This window comes from Streptomyces avicenniae, from assembly GCF_000719135.1.
In the GTDB taxonomy this organism is placed as follows: Bacteria; Actinomycetota; Actinomycetes; order Streptomycetales; family Streptomycetaceae; genus Streptomyces; species Streptomyces avicenniae.
Genome location: NZ_JOEK01000001.1, coordinates 363,128 through 377,897, shown reverse-complemented (window position 1 = coordinate 377,897; position 14,770 = coordinate 363,128). Strand labels below are relative to the sequence as shown.

Genomic DNA, 14,770 nt, shown 5'->3' with positions numbered 1-14,770 from the left:
CAGTGCGGGGAGGAGCGGCGGGGGAGGCAGTGGGGGAGTTCTCCCCGGCTCCCCCGCCGCCTCCCCTTACGGAGCGTTAGTCTTCGGGGGTGTCGGTGTCCCGCTCGGCGAGTGCTTCGAGGACGCGGGCGCGGCTGACGACCATGACGCCGCCGGACTTGTAGGGGGCGGCGTCGGCCGCTTCGAGCGCGCGGGTGAGGTCCTGCGCGGTCCATCCCCGGTACTCGCCCGGGTTGAGTTCGGCGAGCCGCTGCCGTACTTCGTCGGTGCGCACCCGCTTGTCCTCCCCGAGCGCGGCGGCGATGTCGGCGAGGTGATCGGCCGGTTCGTCGGTGCCGGCGGCGGTGCGGGTGGTGATCCCGGCGCGGCGGGCTTTGGCCCGGTCGGCGATCTCGGCGGCCTGCTCGGTGTCGATGTAGTGGGTCCGGATGGTCACCGACGACTGCCCCGCCGCGACCTTCACCCCGTCACCGGCCATGATGAGGGTGCCCTTGTCGAGGCCCTGCCGCAGCAGGTGCGGGGCGGCGCCGCCGTCAACGGCCTTGTCCCCCAGCGCCATGCGCGCCTGGGACTCGGTGCCGAGAGCGAGGGAGCCGCGCAGGTGCGCGCCCTCACGGACCAGCTTGGGAAGGTTCTGGTCCGTGGGGTCCTGCGTGCCCTGCCACAGGGTGACGTTGACCGCCCGTCCCTGGTTGTGGAGCTTCCGCGCGGCCATGAAGTAGCGGGAGGTGGCCTTCGAGCCGCCGTAGGGCCGCTTGTCCGCCCCGACCGCCGGGCACATGAACGCGACCTGCGCCTCATCGACCAGCAGGACCAGCGGCGGGAAGACAGTGCCGGGCGGCGAGGTGAGACGCCGCTCCATCTCCGCCACCCCGTCTTCCAGCATCTCGGTCGCCGCGATCACATCGTCATCGGTCGGGCCCTGGATCAGCACCGTGGCAAGGCCGTCGAACATGGCCCAGTCCCCGGCGCCCTTGAGGTCGGCGATGCGGAACTCGACGGACGCGTCGAGGGACAGCCACAGGGCCAGGGCGCGCAGGGCGGCGGTCTTGCCCTGGTTGGACAGGCCGGTCATCAGCAGGTGCCGCTGGAAGACGCTGACCAGCGCCGCGTCCCCGCGCAGGTCCTGGCCCCAGGGGGCGCGGCCGGTCTTGTAGCTGGCGGTCAGCTCGGGATCGATGACCAGCGGGGACGGGCCGATCGGCTCGTCCAGCGCGCCGGAGTCGGCGATCCACAGCCGCACGGTGCGGGCCGCCTGGGGGATGGTGATGAACACCTCGTGCTCATGCCGCGCGAGGTTTTCGGCGAGCTTGCGGCGCTTGTTCTGCACCTCGTCCGTCGAAACCCCGGACGGCAGTGTCACGTCCACCTCGACACCGCACCCGGCGATCGTGATCGGCCCGAGCATGGCGGCGCCGTTGTCGCCCATCTGCTGGACGGCCTTGCGCAGCGTCGCGACGCCCAGATCCCGCAGCGCGACCACCACGGCGGACGGCGTGATCGGCGTGCTGCCGCTGTCGGCGCGCTGGGCGGCGGGCAGCGTCCAGTTCGGCGCGGCCTGTTGCTTCCTGCCGACACCCCACAGGCCGGCGAGGACGAGCCACGGGGCGACGGTCACCAGCGGGCCCCACACGACTGCGGCGGCCATGACCGTCCAGCGGATCAACTCGACCATGGCGAGCGCCGGGGCGGCGACATCGCGCGGGTCGCCGTTGGCGTAGGCGAGGGCCACGCCGAGGGCGAGCAGCAGCCCGCCGGTCAGCCCGCCGCCCCACAAGGCGGCTTTCGCGGCCCGCTGCGGGGCGGCCAGCAGCTCCATGCGGCGCTGATGACGTGCCTCCCGCGCTGTCCGGCCGCGCGCCTCCCACTCCATGGCCATCTCGTGGTTGCCGGCCGCCTCGGCGGCCCGCATCATCCGCTCGTAACGGGCGGCCGTGCGGGCGTCCCACACCCGCCGCGACACGATGCGGGTACCGCCGACGACGAACAGGCCGTGCCGCACGGCAGCCTGGGCGACGGTGCGGGTGCGCTCATGCCGGGCGGCCGTGACCACGGCGCGGGGTACCTGCCGCAGCCGAGTATGGCGCCGCTCTACCGCCACCTCGGGAGCTTCGGCGGGCGGCGGCGGGTCGGTGTCCTTGACGAGCCGCAGCGGCGGACGGGTACGCGGCCCGGGGGCGTCGGGTACGGGCGTACCCGCCGTACCCGCCGGGTCGGGTACGGCCGGAACGCGCGCATCCCGGTCGTACCCGTTGAGGACTTCGGACATGATGAGGATTCCTCCAGTAGCCCCGCACGGGGGCGGTCGAGGGCCCGGGGCCGGTCCGGTTGCTGCCAGGCGAAGAGGACCGGCCCCGGGGCGGATTCAGCGGCGCCCGTCGCCCTGGATCTCGCGCCACAGGGCGCGCAGGACGAGCAGGCAGGTGGTCAGGGCCACCGCCGAGATGGCGATGGCCACGGCGAACAGCGCCACGGCCATGACCGTGAAGACCACGACGGCGGCGGCGCCGCCGTACTTGGCGATCTGCGCGGCGCGGTCGGTCTGCGGCACCGGGTACGCGGCGTGGGGCGGGTACGGGTGGACCGTGTACGGGCCGCCGGCCTGCTGCGGGGGCAGGTACACCGGCATGCACGGGTTGCTGTCGGGCGTGGCGTGCGGCTGCTGGTAGCAGCCGCACCCGCCGTGGTGGTCGTGTGCGGGCAGGTTCATCCCACCGGCTCCTTCGTCAGTTCGTCCCGGATGCGCCGGGCGCGGTCCTGGTTGATGCGGTACTTCGTGCGCAGAACGCGGAACGGCGGGACCTGACCAGCGGCCAGGTACTCCGGGAAGTCGCCCCGCGCCTGCGCGGTCAGCGGGTCCTCACCCGCGCCTTCGAGGGGCCCGGCAGGCTCCTCGGACGGTTCGGGTACGCGCGCTTCCACGCGGGTACGCGGCGCCGCAGCGGCGAGTACGGCCGCCCGGGGCCGCTCGCCCCGGGCCGTGAAGTCGGGCTCGGGGTCGGCGGCCGGCCGGGCGACGATCGGCAGCAGCCGCACCCCGGCGGGTACGGCCTCGGGCGGTCGCGGGTACGCCTCGGGTACGCGCACCCGCTCCGCCACCGCCACGGGTACGGGCGCCGGGGCGGCCGGTTCGAGCGGCGGCGTGTCGTCTGCTTCGAGTTCGGCGACCTTCGCCAGGATCGCCCGGCGGTAGGCCGTGACCGCTTCGGCGAGCACGATCAGCAGAACGGGCGGGATCGAGTGCAGGACCAGACCGGCCGCGTCCACGTGGTGCGGCACCCCGAACGGGGTGCCGGGCGGCCAGACGGACGACCAGCAGTTCATCACCCATGTGGCCAGACCCGCGAAGTACCGCAGGGCGGTGGACCAGCCGCGGGGCTTGATGCCGTACTCGGCCAACACCCCGTCCGTGATCAGCACCGCCCCGAGAGCGAGCGCCACCATCGGGTCGAGCAGCCACGCGATCCCCGGGTGTACCCCGTGCCGCATGGCGAACAGCGTCACCGACGTCGCGGTGAACACCAGCGCGATCACCGCGATCACGACCAGCACGGCGGTCAGCCGTTTCTGCACCCCTCGCAGACGGCGGATGTCCCGGGCGCTGTGCCTCACGACACCCACCCCCGACGACGCCGACCCGCCGCACGAGCCCCGGCGACCATGCCGACAGCGAAGGCGACGAGGAACGGCTGAGCCACCGCCCACACCGTCACCGCACCGACCACAGCCAGCAGAGCGCCGACCATGGCCATGAACCAGGCGGGAACGACGACCGCCAGCAGCAGAGCCAGCAGCAAGAAGAGCTTGGTCATGGCCGTTCAGCTCCCTTCCGCCAGGTCGAACAGCCCGCCCTGATCCGCGTCAGGCTCAGCGCGCGCGGCGCGCTTGGCGGCGCGTCGGGCGCCGTCGTGGCAGTCGGGGCACCACGCGCGCAGCTCGCCGCGCGGCAGGCGTGCGGCGGCCAGACCGGTCACCGCCGGGTCGGCGGGGGCGGCGGTCAGCCGCACCGGGGCACGGTGCATGCCCGGGTGCTTGTCGTGCTCGCGCGGGCAGCGGCCCTGGCCCTGTTTGTGAGGGTTGCCGCACTCGCCCCGGCACTGGCATTGGTATCCGGCCGCGCGCATGACCGCGTGCCACAGCCGGGTGTAGACGATCGGCTCACTCACGCCGCCACCTCCGCCGCTCTCTGGGTGTGCCGGTGGCGGTAGGCGCGCTTGCGGCAGGCGACGGTGCAGTACCGGGGCGGGCGCCCGGGGCCGGGCGGGAGAGGCACAGAGCGTCCGCATGCGGCGCACTGGATTTCGTCCCGCAATTCGTCCCGCAGCACCCCGATGGGCGGCAGCGGCAGTGCCCCCGCCCGGGTCTGCTCCCACAGGGTCCGGGCGATGCCGTCCGTGCCCCGGCCGGTCCGGCGGCGGGACGGCGTGTCCCACCCCGTGCGCGGGCGCAGCTCGGCGGCGCGGCGCCATCCGGCCGCCCGCAGGGACGCGCCGGACTCGCCGTCCTGGGTGTAGGTCAGGGCCCGGCGGAAGCCCATGGCCCGGGCGGTCTGCCACACCCCGCCGTACAGCGCACTGCACGCGTTGGGGCAGCCGTCTGTCGCGACCCGGGTGACCTCCACCGTCCAGCCGGTGTCCAGCACGCGCGCAACGGGGCGGCCGACGATCGCCACCCCACGCAGACGATCCGCGCCGTCGAGGACGCCCAGGGAGAAGCGGTGCCCCTGCGGGCGCCGGTGGTGGCGGTGCCAGCGGTCCACCGCCGCCCCCGCGTCCGCCAGCGTCAGCGGCACGACCGTGAGCTTCACGCCGCCACCCCCGCCGGTTCGGCCGTCGCGGGGACGGTTACGCCGTGGCCGGTCAGCTTGACTTCGGCGCCGCCCCACGTGCCGGTGACCGTGAGCCAGTCCGCTACAAGCTCGACCCCGGCGAGGTCCAGCCCCAGGGCCGCCCGCCACTCCTCGAACGCGGCCAGGTCGTTGTGCAGCGACAGGTCCAGCCGCCCGGGGTAATGCCTGGACAGCCCCACACTGACCGGCGGCAGATCCCCGAACGCAGCCAGCATCGCGGCCAGCGCGGTCACGGCCGGGCTCTGCCCGGTGAACGTTTCCGTGCTCACAGCGCACCCCCCACAGCGATGAGGGCGGCGACCACCAGCAGAACACCGGCGGCCAGGGTGAGGGTGACCGCCCGCTGCACCTGCCCGTACTTGGCCATGGCCAGACGGGACAGGGCGACGACGGCGCCCGCGCGCCGGTCGGCCGTCAGGTCCGCGATCAGGTCCTCGGCGGTCAGGGTGGCCCAGTGCGGGAACGTCCCCGCCGCACGCGGCTTCAGCTTCGGCCGCGCCGCCCACAGCAGCACACCCGCCGCCATCACGAGCAGCGCGACGCCGGCGCCGCCGACCAGGCAAGCCGCGAGCGGCAGAGGCATCGCGCCGCCCGCCAGCGTCACCCCGGTCAGCAACAGGCCGATGAACGTCGTCTGATTCGCGGTCTTGGTGTCCGTCCGCGCGATCTGCCCCTGCACCTCGGCGAACGCCGCGTCCAGCGCCGCGCTCACGTCACGGTCCGGCAGGCTGCTCATGCGCTCACCCCCAGGTGACCGCCACGGTTGGCCAGCTCACGGCGAGCGGCCAGCACCCGCCGGGCCGCCCGCCGCAGACGCCGCACATCCAGCTCGGACAGCGGCCGGTCAAGGGTGATGATCTCCGCGTCCAGCAACTCGACCTCCGCCAGAATCAGCGGGATCTCACGCTCGATCGCGTCCAACTCCGCCTTCGACGGCTCACCGTCCAGCGGATCGGCGGCCGACGCCGCCTGTGGAACCATGTACATGGGTCGTGGTCTCCCTAGCAGGTGGAACGGCCCGAACAGCACCCCCGGAGTTCCAGCTCCGGGGGTGCACGCCGTTCGTTGTCGGGTGGGGCAGTCCTGCATCCCCCCGAACACCACCGCCGCCGAACGCCGATGAGGCGCGGGGCGGTGGTCACGGGCAGCTCAGGTGTCTGCGGTTCGTGTGGCCTGAGATGACGCGGAAGGGCTCAGCTGCCGTGCCGGTCGAGCGCTGGCAGCCGCCCGTGTACTTCGCGGCATGAAGACCTCTTTGGTCGGTTCGGATATGCGTGTCGCACTGCAAAGGGCTCTCGTAGTCCCACTCTCCGGCCGTTGCTCGCGGTCGCCGGGCCACCTCGCCAGTCGGGCACCGAAGCGCCCTGTCCCCTGGCCTTTAGCGGGATTGCAGCGTCCCCGCCCTCAGCATGAGCAGCCCGAACGGGCCCCTCTGGCTCGTAGTCCTAGGACTGCGAGCCGTTGGACAAGAGAATGCACCACAGTCCCGGGACTGTCAACAGTCCCGGGACTGTGGCCCCTGTGCTTCACTGGCAAGAGCGAGAGGAGTCCTGCGTTGGTGTCGAAGTGGCGAGAGCTGGCGGACAGGCTGCGCGCGGAGATCGAAGCCGGCCGGTACAAGCCGGGCGAGCCGCTCCCGCACATCAGGGAGTTGGTTGACCGGGGTGAGGGATCGAAGACCACCGTGCAGACCGCCTACAAGGCGCTGGAAGCGGAAGGTCTCGTCATGTCCTCCCGGGGGCACGGGACCGTGGTGCAGGAACGCCCGACGTTGAAGAGGCTGGGGACCCAGCGGTACGACAAGGTGAAGTGGCGTGACGATGATCAGGTGGCGTTCATCGCCGACCGCGTGGCGTCCGGCCGTGAGTACAAGCGAAGTGACCAGACTCAGACGATCAGCCGAGTACCGGCCTCGGCCGACGTGGCCAAGGCGCACGGGCTTCCCGAAGGGGCCGAGGTGTACGCCCGCGCGCGGTTGGTGAAGGAGAAGGGCCGGCCGACCCACACCCTTACGAGCTACTACCTCCCGGAGCACGTCGAGGGGACGCGGCTGATCGATCCCACCCCCGGGCCTGCGGGAAAGGGCGGTGGCTTCCGCGTCCTGTACGAAGCTGGCTACGAGCCGGACTCCATGACGGAAGTGCTCAGGGCGCGGAAAGCGACGCAGGACGAAGCCGAACTACTCCAGATCCGATCGGGCGAACCGGTTGTAGAACTGCACCGGACGACCCGGACGGCGGATGGAACGGTGATCGAGTACGCCATTGGCGTTCACATCGCATCCCGATTTTCCTGGGAGTATGAGTTTCGGATTCCTGACTCGGCGCGGGATGGACAGGGGAGGGGCTGATGAGTGAGATTTCGGCGGATTCTTGGAAGGACGCTCAGGTCATCTGGGACTATCACCAGATGCATCACGAACCCCGCCCCTGCTCGGTCGCCATCGGACTGGGAAGCCATGACCTGGGTGTCGCCGATGCCACGGTGGGCTACTACCGGCAGGGACTCGCCCCGGTCATCGTCTTTACCGGGGCGACAAGTCCAACCAGCAAAGAGCGAATGCCCAAGGGGGAAGCCGTTCATTACCGAGAACGTGCGCTTGAACTCGGCGTGCCTGACTCGGCCGTTCTCGCGGAGCCGAGAGCGCGAAATACCGGCGAGAACATTCGGTTCTCGCGCGCTCTGCTGGAAGAGCGCGGAATCGAAGTGCGCTCCGTGCTACTGGTGAGCAAGCCCTACGAGGAACGACGGGCCTATGCCACCGCGCGGAAGCTCTGGCCCGAGGTTGAGGTAGTGAGCGCGTCCACGTCGATGACGCTCGCCGACTACGCCAAATCCGTGGGGGACGCCCGACTGGTCATCGACATGCTGGTGGGCGCCCTGCAACGGCTCCTGATCTACCCGGCGCAGGGCTTCATGGTCAGTCAACCCGTCCCGCCGAGCGTGTACGCGGCCTTCGAGCGTCTGTGTGCGGCCGGTTTCACCAGCCGCCTCGTCCGCTCGTCCGCCGCCTCCTGATCGGGCCTCGTTCGGCCTCTGTGGCCATCCTGTGGCCAAGGGGAGGGGTTCAGAAGGGCTGAGTGGTGGATAGGCCGAGGTCAGGCGGGTGAGGGGCACGTTCGGCTGCCCGGTCTTGAAAACCGTCGTGGCAGCGATGTCACCGTGGGTTCAAATCCCACCGCCTCCGCATCGCTAGCGGAACAGCAGCTCACAGCGGCCCCCGACCGGTACGAACCGGCGGGGGCCGCCGCTGTGTCCGCGCACCGCTCCCCGCCCGACACGGCACAACGAGGGGCCCGCGGCCACCCGGGCCGTGGCACGTACGTCCGGCACCGGCTTGAGGTCCTCATCGGCACGAGCGTCCTCCCTGGGCAAGCGAGTCGGCCTCCGTCGCCGGGGCGGAAATCGTGTGCGTGTCTCGGCGTGGGACCGGTAGCGTGCGCCGGATCGTGGTGCCGTGGGGGATGGGGTGAGGGACATGGATCTGCTGGTGACGACCGCCGAGCAGCGGCCCGACCTCGTGCCGCTGCTGGGGGACTTCGACGACTGGCCCCCGTTCATGACCCAGGACCCGGTCGCCCCGCTGTACTTCGGCGACCTCGACGCGGCGTTCCCCGAGTTCGTCCTGATCGCGATCGACCGGGACCGGCCGGATCGGCTGGTGGCCAAGGGGTACTCCGTGCCGTTCACCTGGGACCGCGCCCCGGACGCGCCGCTCCCGGCCGGTGGCTGGGACGAGGTCATCCTGACCGCGACCCTCGACCGGCTCGCCGGGCGCCGGGGCACGACGGTGTCCGCGCTGGAGATCTCCGTCCGTCCCGACCTCAGAGGCACGGGCCTGTCGTCGGTCATGCTCGCCGCGATGCGCCGCAACGCCGCCGACCGGGGGTTCGCCGACCTGGTCGCGCCGGTCAGGCCGAGCGCCAAGCACGAACACCCGGACGTGTCGATCGCCGACTATGCCCGACTGCGCAGGGACGACGGCCTGCCGGTCGATCCGTGGCTGCGGGTCCACGTCCGGGCCGGGGGCCTGATCAGCGGCGTGTCGGTCCGCGCGATGACCATCGCAGGTACCCTCGCGGACTGGCGCGCGTGGACGGGGCTGCCGTTCGACGCCACCGGCCCCGTGGAGGTGCCGGGCGCCCTGGTGCCGGTGCACTGCGACACGACGCACGGCCACGCCGTCTACTGCGAGCCGTGCGTCTGGGTGCGCCATCGGCTGTCGTGACGCACCGAACGCCGTGACGTCGGTGTGGGGTCGGGCGGGCCGGGGAGCTGAGAGAGTGTGAGCCCCGTCATGTCGGCGCCGCTGAACCCGTGTTCGGGTGCGTCGGGGCGCGGGGCGTGGTGAAGGTCTCGCGCCGGGCGTTTTTGCGTTCGCCCGTCCGGCTGGGAAGCTTCTCCCGTAGGGAAGTTCGACCGGTCCCGGGTGGGACACGGAGCGGGGACGACGAGAGGACCAGGAGGTCCGTGAACGAGCAGACCGCCGGGCGCCGCGGCGCCCAGGGCGCGGTTCCGCGGATACGGGAGGCCCGGCCGTGACCGGAAGCCCCTCGCCGCGCCGCCACGGTGTCGGCCGGCTGATCCCCCTGCCCGCGGATCTCCGCGCCTTCCACCAGCTCTACCGCCCCGCCTACGTCAGATGGGCCGAACTGCACCTCGGTGACCGGCAGGCCGCCGAGGAGACGGCCGACCGCATCTTCGAGCAACTGGCCGCCGAGTGGGGCGACGTGCTCCGGCTGGACAGCCCCGCCGGGTACGCGTGGACGGTCCTGAAGCGGTGCGTGCTGGACGCCGCCCGCGACCGCGGCCGACGCCCCGTCGTCATGGACACCGCGGCGTTCGAGACCGAGGCCCTGCGTACCGCCGTGGACCCGGTCGGCGAACTGGCCGACAGCCTCTCCCTCTACCAGGCCATCCGCGAGCTGCCCGAGCGTCAGCACGACGTGATCGTGCTGCGCTACTGCATCGGTTACGGCCCGTCGGAGACGGCGGACATCCTCGGCGTCACGGTCCCCGGCGTCCGGTCCACCGCCCGCTACGCCAAGCACCGCCTGAAGGAGTCGCTCGGCCTGGCCACTCCTGAGAAGGAGGGCGGCGACGATGACCCCGAGCATTGAGGACCTGCTGACCCGGGCCCTCCTCGCCCGCCCGCTCCCCGTGTACAGCCCCGCCGAACTCGACGCCGCCGAGCGGCGGATCGCCGTCCGGTTCGCCGCCGGACGCGCGCGCTCCCCGGGGCGGTCGGAGGAACGGCCCGGCGGGGTCGGCGGTCAGCTGGCCACGCTGTGCAGGACCGTGGCCGAACGGGACGGCGCCCTCCAGCACATGGCGGCCTTCCTCGGCGGACGGGTCCCGCAGCCGGAGGGGGCGCGTGTCCTCGGGTGTGTGCTCCAGCTGGCGGGGCGCGAGGACAGCGCGAGGTTCTGGTGGCAGTTCGCGGCAGGCGCAGGTGACGCCGCCGCCGCGTACTGCCTCTACCTCCACCATCTCTCCCTCGGCGAGGAGTGGGAGGCCGAGCTGTGGCGCCGCCAGGCCGACCCCGGGCATCCGCCGCGCGCCCTCCAGGACGGTGACGCGGACGACGGCAGCGACCCCGCGCTCGTGCTGCGCGTCCTCGCCCTGCTGCACGGCGACCACGCGTACCTGACGGACACCACGGCCGCGGTCGTGCACTACGTCCCCGAGGCGGTGCAGTTCGTGGACGAGATAGAGCTTCCGCTGCCGGGACCCGACTTCGTCCGGCGCATCGAGGAACTGACGGCCTGAGCCGCCGTGCGCCCCCTGTGCCGCGTGGGGGCGTTGAAAGGGCGTTTATTCCGCACCCGTCATTCGTGCGGGGGAATCGGGCCGGTACGGGTGGTGAGCCGGTGATCCGGTGGGCAACTCTGGTGTCACGACGTCGTGGTCCGTCCGAGGCAGTTCGGCCAACTGCTGTGCCACACCAACCGTCCGATCCCACGGAGGAATTGACTCATGGCAAGCATCCGCACCGCCCGTACCCTCGCCGTCCTCGCCGCCGCACCGCTCGCCCTCGGCGTCCTCGCCGGTGTCGCCCAGGCGGACAGCGTGGACGGGCTCAGCGGCAACTCCATCATCGGCGGCGGCGTCGGGGACGACCTGGAGGGCAACTCCACGGTCACCCAGCAGTCGTCGGTGGGCTTCGGCAACTCGAACGAGAGCAACGCCGCCAGCGTCAACGGCTTCGGGGTCATCGACCAGTCCGACAACACGTACACGCTGGTCGTCGCCAACTTCCTCCTGTGACGACGGGCGCACGGTGACGTCCCGGGGTACGTCACCGAGCTGATGGCAGGGTCAGCCGCGCGGTCCGCGCCTTCGGGTGCGGGCCGCGCGGTCGCGTGTGCGGCGGGCGCGCACTGCGCCGTACGGCTGAACCCGGCCCCGGCCGTGGGGAGTGTCGCGCCCTCCCCCGGTCGGCGACACATTGACTCATTCTCATGCGATATGCCGATCACATTCAGCACACCCGTCGGGCCCGCCACGCGCGCCCCGCCCAGCGGCACGCGCCGCACCTGCGGCACGTCCTGCTCGCGTTCGTCCTCAGCGTCCTGCTCGCCACCCCGGCGACCGCCGCCGAGGACCCCCGGCCCCTTCCCGCCCCGACCCTCATGAACGGCGACCTCGCCGCCGAGGGCGCGGAGATCTACGAGGGCGCCGCGTTCGACACGTGCGAGGCACCCTCCCTGGACACGATGCGCAGCTGGCTCGCCTCCCCCTACCGGGCGGTGGGCGTCTACATCGGCGGCGACGGCCGCGCCTGTCCCGCCCAGCCGAACCTGACGCCCGAGTGGGTCACCGAGGTCTCCGCCCTCGGCTGGCACCTCCTCCCGCTGCACGTCGGCCCCCAGTCGCCCTGTGTCCTCGACGCCGCAAAGAGCGCCGCCGCGATCGACGCCGACCGTCCCTGGCAGCAGGGCGTCGCCGAGGCCGCCGACGCCATCGCCTCGGCCGAGGCCCTGGGCCTCGCCCCCGGCAGCCCGATCTACCTGGACATCGAGGCGTACGACCACCTCGACAGCTCCTGCGCCCGCACGACCCTCGCGTTCGTCCAGGGCTTCAGCCGCGAGCTGCGGACGCAGGGCTGGATTCCCGGCCTCTACTCCAGCTCCTCGTCCGGCATCACCCACATGGAGAGCGTCCGCGCGGCCGGTGCCGTCGATCTGCCCGACGTGCTCTGGTTCGCCCGCTGGGACGCCCCGCCGTCGCTGGACGACGAGCCCGCGCTCGACCCCGCCGCATGGCAGCCGCACCGCCGCGTCCACCAGTACGCGGGCGACGTCAGCGAGACGCACGGGGGCCGCCGTCTGTCCATCGACCGCAACCTCGTGCACGCCCCGGTGGCCGTCCTCCGGTGAATCCCTGATACCCCTGGGGGGTCGGCGACCCGTCCCCTACTCCTGTGGGAGGTGCACTCCACACCACCTCTACTCCTTGGGGCGGATACGTCATCAAGACCTCTGGGCGATCCGCCCGAGGGGTGCCCCGGCCTAGTTTGTAGAGCATGACCACGCCCACCGCGGCCCAGAAGGCGCCACCGCCGACCTTCAGCTCGTACGTGCGGGCCCGCGGCCCGATGCTGCTGCGTACCGCCCGTTCCCTGACCTCGAACCCCTCCGACGCCGAAGACCTCCTCCAGACCGCCCTGACCAAGACCTACCTGGCCTGGGACCGTATAGAGGACCACCGCGCCCTCGACGGCTACGTCCGCCGCGCCCTGATCAACACCCGCACCTCCCAGTGGCGCAAGCGCCGCGTTGACGAGTACGCCATGGAGGAGCTGCCCGAGCCCGACCGCCGGCCCGACACCGACCCCGCCGAGCAGCAGGCCGTCCGCGACGCCATGTGGCGCGCGATAGTGAAGCTGCCCGACCGGCAGCGCGCCATGGTCGTCCTCCGCTACTACGAGGACCTGAGCGAGGCGTCCACCGCCGAACTTCTCGGGGTCTCGGTCGGCACGGTGAAGAGCGCCGTCTCCCGCGCCCTCGCCAAACTGCGCGACGACGAGCAGCTGATAGACATCCTGCGCGGCGCGGCTCCCACGGCCGCCGCCCCGGCGCAGCACGCCATGGCCGCCTGACCCCGACGCCGCCACCCGCCCGCGTACCCGGCCCCTCCCGGGCGCGCCACCCCTGGCCAAGAGCGCTGCCGACCCCGCAGAATCACCGGCACGGACGCACCACCATCGCTCAGCGGGAGGCCCTTGGTGTACGGCACGATGCAGGACACGCCCCTCCTCGTCAGTCGCATCCTGCGACACGGCACGACGGTCCACGGAGCGTCGTCCGTCACGACCTGGACCGGAGCGCCCGACGGGCCGCGCCGCAGCACGTTCGCCGCCGTCGGCGAGCGCGCCGCCCAGCTCGCCCACGCCCTGCACGACCACCTGCGCGTCGAGCCGTCCCAGCGCGTCGCGACCCTCATGTGGAACAACACGGAGCACCTTGAGGCGTACTTCGCCGTGCCCTCGATGGGCGCCGTGCTCCACACCCTGAACCTCCGGCTGCCCGCCGACCAGCTCGCCTGGACCATCGACCACGCGGCCGACCGCGTCCTCCTCGTGGACGGCACCCTCGTCCCCCTGCTCGCGCCGCTGCTCCCCGCGCTCCCGTCGGTCGAGCACATCGTCGTGAACGGGCCGGGCGACCGCACCCCCCTCGACGGCGCCGCCGCCGCCGTCCACGACTACGACGAGCTGCTCGCCGGGCGCCCCACCACCTTCCCCTGGCCCGAGCTGGACGAGCGCACCGCCGCCGCCCTCTGCTACACCTCAGGGACCACCGGCCACCCCAAGGGCACGCTCTACACCCACCGGTCCATCTACCTGCACTCGATGCAGGTCGGCATGGCCGAGTCGATGGGCCTGAGCGCCGACGACACGTCCCTGCCGGTCGTCCCGATGTTCCACGTGCTCGGCTGGGGCCTGCCGCACGCCGCGTTCATGCTGGGCACCGGCCTCCTCCTGCCCGACCGCTTCCTCCAGCCCGCCCCGCTCGCCGCGATGATCGCCGCAGAACGGCCCACGCACGCCGCCGCCGTCCCCACCATCTGGCAGGGCCTGCTCGCCGAACTGGCCGAGCGCCCGCAGGACATCGGCTCCCTCACCCGCGTCACCATCGGCGGCTCCGCCTGCCCGCCCGCGCTCATGCGCGCGTTCGACGAACGGCACGGCGTCCGCGTCGAGCACGCGTGGGGCATGACCGAGACCTCGCCCCTCGGCTCCGTCGCCCGCCCCCCGGCCCGCCTGACGCCGGAGGAGCAGTGGCCGTACCGCGTCAGCCAGGGCCGCTTCCCCGCCGGGGTCGAGGCGCGCCTCGCCGGGCCCGACGGCGCGATCCTGCCCTGGGACGGCGCGTCGGCCGGTGAGCTGGAGGTCCGCGGACCGTGGATCGCCGCCGCCTACCACGGCGGCGCCGACGGCGAACCCGAGCGGCCCGCCGACCGGTTCAGCCCGGACGGCTGGCTGCGCACCGGCGACGTCGGCGTCATCTCCCCCGACGGCTTCCTGACGCTCACCGACCGCGCCAAGGACGTCATCAAGTCGGGCGGCGAGTGGATATCGTCCGTCGCCCTGGAGAACCACCTCATGGCGCACCCGGACGTCACGGAGGCGGCCGTCGTCGCCGTGCCCGACGACCGCTGGGGCGAACGCCCCCTGGCCACCGTCGTGCTCACCCCGGGGACGGCGCCCGACAGCGCGTTCCCCGCCCTGTGCGCCTACCTCGCCGACCGCGTGCCGCGCTGGCAGCTCCCCGACCACTGGGCGGCCCTCGACGCGGTCCCGAAGACGAGCGTCGGCAAGTTCGACAAGAAGCTGATCCGCGCCCGGCACGCCGCGGGCGAGCTGACCGTCGCCACGCTGCCCCGCCCCCGGTCCGGCGAGGACCGCTGAGCGGGGCG

Annotated in this window: 18 protein-coding genes and 1 tRNA gene; 10 read left to right on the top strand and 9 right to left on the bottom strand. The window is 72.6% G+C overall.

What is annotated here, in order from left to right; all coding sequences use genetic code 11:
* Positions 1 to 76: 76 nt before the first annotated feature.
* The 9 genes from IF27_RS01735 to IF27_RS01695 all read right to left on the bottom strand — a co-directional run bounded on the left by IF27_RS01735 (position 77) and on the right by IF27_RS01695 (position 5,836).
* Positions 77 to 2,269, bottom strand: coding sequence for a cell division protein FtsK (locus IF27_RS01735; RefSeq protein WP_052847426.1), 2,193 nt, complete (start codon positions 2,267 to 2,269; stop codon positions 77 to 79).
* A gap of 96 nt (positions 2,270 to 2,365) precedes the next feature.
* Positions 2,366 to 2,710, bottom strand: coding sequence for a hypothetical protein (locus tag IF27_RS01730; RefSeq protein WP_052847425.1), 345 nt, complete (start codon positions 2,708 to 2,710; stop codon positions 2,366 to 2,368).
* Positions 2,707 to 3,612 carry a hypothetical protein gene (locus tag IF27_RS01725; RefSeq protein ID WP_190232764.1) on the bottom strand — a complete coding sequence of 302 codons (906 nt, stop codon included), beginning with the start codon at positions 3,610 to 3,612 and terminating at the stop codon, positions 2,707 to 2,709. The genes IF27_RS01730 and IF27_RS01725 overlap by 4 nt, the downstream gene beginning before the upstream one ends.
* Positions 3,609 to 3,812, bottom strand: a complete 204-nt coding sequence (locus IF27_RS01720; protein ID WP_052847423.1) for a hypothetical protein — start codon at positions 3,810 to 3,812, stop codon at positions 3,609 to 3,611. Before IF27_RS01720 ends, IF27_RS01725 begins: the two co-directional genes overlap by 4 nt.
* Positions 3,813 to 3,818: 6 nt before the next feature.
* A complete protein-coding gene (locus IF27_RS01715; RefSeq protein WP_052847422.1) occupies positions 3,819 to 4,166 on the bottom strand; it encodes a hypothetical protein in 348 nt (115 codons plus the stop codon).
* Positions 4,163 to 4,807: an XF1762 family protein gene (locus IF27_RS01710; protein WP_223290868.1), complete on the bottom strand. Its 645-nt coding sequence runs from the start codon at positions 4,805 to 4,807 to the stop codon at positions 4,163 to 4,165. Before IF27_RS01710 ends, IF27_RS01715 begins: the two co-directional genes overlap by 4 nt.
* Positions 4,804 to 5,118, bottom strand: coding sequence for a hypothetical protein (locus IF27_RS01705; protein WP_052847421.1), 315 nt, complete (start codon positions 5,116 to 5,118; stop codon positions 4,804 to 4,806). Before IF27_RS01705 ends, IF27_RS01710 begins: the two co-directional genes overlap by 4 nt.
* Entirely contained in the window at positions 5,115 to 5,585 is a 471-nt protein-coding gene (locus IF27_RS01700; RefSeq protein WP_052847420.1) for a Pycsar system effector family protein, read from the bottom strand. The genes IF27_RS01705 and IF27_RS01700 overlap by 4 nt, the downstream gene beginning before the upstream one ends.
* Positions 5,582 to 5,836, bottom strand: coding sequence for a DUF6284 family protein (locus IF27_RS01695; protein ID WP_052847419.1), 255 nt, complete (start codon positions 5,834 to 5,836; stop codon positions 5,582 to 5,584). Before IF27_RS01695 ends, IF27_RS01700 begins: the two co-directional genes overlap by 4 nt.
* Positions 5,837 to 6,404: 568 nt before the next feature.
* Between IF27_RS01695 and IF27_RS01690 the strand changes: the two genes are divergently transcribed.
* From IF27_RS01690 to IF27_RS01650, 10 genes are all read left to right on the top strand, one after another.
* Complete coding sequence (locus IF27_RS01690; protein ID WP_052847418.1) at positions 6,405 to 7,199, top strand: GntR family transcriptional regulator; 795 nt, start codon at positions 6,405 to 6,407, stop codon at positions 7,197 to 7,199.
* Positions 7,199 to 7,867, top strand: a complete 669-nt coding sequence (locus IF27_RS01685) for a YdcF family protein (protein WP_052847417.1) — start codon at positions 7,199 to 7,201, stop codon at positions 7,865 to 7,867. The genes IF27_RS01690 and IF27_RS01685 overlap by 1 nt, the downstream gene beginning before the upstream one ends.
* 41 nt (positions 7,868 to 7,908) lie before the next feature.
* Positions 7,909 to 8,036, top strand: a tRNA-Ser gene (locus IF27_RS30785).
* A gap of 291 nt (positions 8,037 to 8,327) precedes the next feature.
* Positions 8,328 to 9,077, top strand: a complete 750-nt coding sequence (locus IF27_RS01680; protein WP_052847416.1) for a hypothetical protein — start codon at positions 8,328 to 8,330, stop codon at positions 9,075 to 9,077.
* Between the two features lie 310 nt (positions 9,078 to 9,387).
* Positions 9,388 to 9,969, top strand: coding sequence for a sigma-70 family RNA polymerase sigma factor (locus IF27_RS01675; RefSeq protein WP_223290867.1), 582 nt, complete (start codon positions 9,388 to 9,390; stop codon positions 9,967 to 9,969).
* On the top strand, positions 9,953 to 10,618 hold the full coding sequence (locus tag IF27_RS01670; RefSeq protein ID WP_052847415.1) for a hypothetical protein: 666 nt from the start codon (positions 9,953 to 9,955) through the stop codon (positions 10,616 to 10,618). Before IF27_RS01675 ends, IF27_RS01670 begins: the two co-directional genes overlap by 17 nt.
* Positions 10,619 to 10,825: 207 nt before the next feature.
* The gene (locus IF27_RS01665) at positions 10,826 to 11,116 is read left to right on the top strand and encodes a hypothetical protein (RefSeq protein WP_052847414.1); all 291 of its coding nucleotides are present in this window, start codon (positions 10,826 to 10,828) and stop codon (positions 11,114 to 11,116) included.
* A 194-nt stretch (positions 11,117 to 11,310) separates the two neighbouring features.
* Positions 11,311 to 12,228 carry a DUF1906 domain-containing protein gene (locus IF27_RS01660; RefSeq protein ID WP_052847413.1) on the top strand — a complete coding sequence of 306 codons (918 nt, stop codon included), beginning with the start codon at positions 11,311 to 11,313 and terminating at the stop codon, positions 12,226 to 12,228.
* A gap of 146 nt (positions 12,229 to 12,374) precedes the next feature.
* On the top strand, positions 12,375 to 12,950 hold the full coding sequence (locus IF27_RS01655) for a SigE family RNA polymerase sigma factor (RefSeq protein ID WP_052847412.1): 576 nt from the start codon (positions 12,375 to 12,377) through the stop codon (positions 12,948 to 12,950).
* A 126-nt stretch (positions 12,951 to 13,076) separates the two neighbouring features.
* Positions 13,077 to 14,762 carry a long-chain fatty acid--CoA ligase gene (locus IF27_RS01650; protein ID WP_110945429.1) on the top strand — a complete coding sequence of 562 codons (1,686 nt, stop codon included), beginning with the start codon at positions 13,077 to 13,079 and terminating at the stop codon, positions 14,760 to 14,762.
* Positions 14,763 to 14,770 lie beyond the last annotated feature (8 nt).

Excerpts from the sequence above, each read along its gene's own strand:
- IF27_RS01735 (WP_052847426.1), bottom strand. The coding sequence starts at position 2,269 with ATGTCCGAAGTCCTCAACGGGTACGACCGGGATGCGCGCGTTCCGGCC.
- IF27_RS01730 (WP_052847425.1), bottom strand. The coding sequence starts at position 2,710 with ATGAACCTGCCCGCACACGACCACCACGGCGGGTGCGGCTGCTACCAG.
- IF27_RS01720 (WP_052847423.1), bottom strand. The coding sequence starts at position 3,812 with ATGACCAAGCTCTTCTTGCTGCTGGCTCTGCTGCTGGCGGTCGTCGTT.
- IF27_RS01700 (WP_052847420.1), bottom strand. The coding sequence starts at position 5,585 with ATGAGCAGCCTGCCGGACCGTGACGTGAGCGCGGCGCTGGACGCGGCG.
- IF27_RS01695 (WP_052847419.1), bottom strand. The coding sequence starts at position 5,836 with ATGTACATGGTTCCACAGGCGGCGTCGGCCGCCGATCCGCTGGACGGT.
- IF27_RS01685 (WP_052847417.1), top strand. The coding sequence starts at position 7,199 with ATGAGTGAGATTTCGGCGGATTCTTGGAAGGACGCTCAGGTCATCTGG.
- IF27_RS01680 (WP_052847416.1), top strand. The coding sequence starts at position 8,328 with ATGGATCTGCTGGTGACGACCGCCGAGCAGCGGCCCGACCTCGTGCCG.
- IF27_RS01670 (WP_052847415.1), top strand. The coding sequence starts at position 9,953 with ATGACCCCGAGCATTGAGGACCTGCTGACCCGGGCCCTCCTCGCCCGC.
- IF27_RS01665 (WP_052847414.1), top strand. The coding sequence starts at position 10,826 with ATGGCAAGCATCCGCACCGCCCGTACCCTCGCCGTCCTCGCCGCCGCA.
- IF27_RS01660 (WP_052847413.1), top strand. The coding sequence starts at position 11,311 with ATGCGATATGCCGATCACATTCAGCACACCCGTCGGGCCCGCCACGCG.
- IF27_RS01655 (WP_052847412.1), top strand. The coding sequence starts at position 12,375 with ATGACCACGCCCACCGCGGCCCAGAAGGCGCCACCGCCGACCTTCAGC.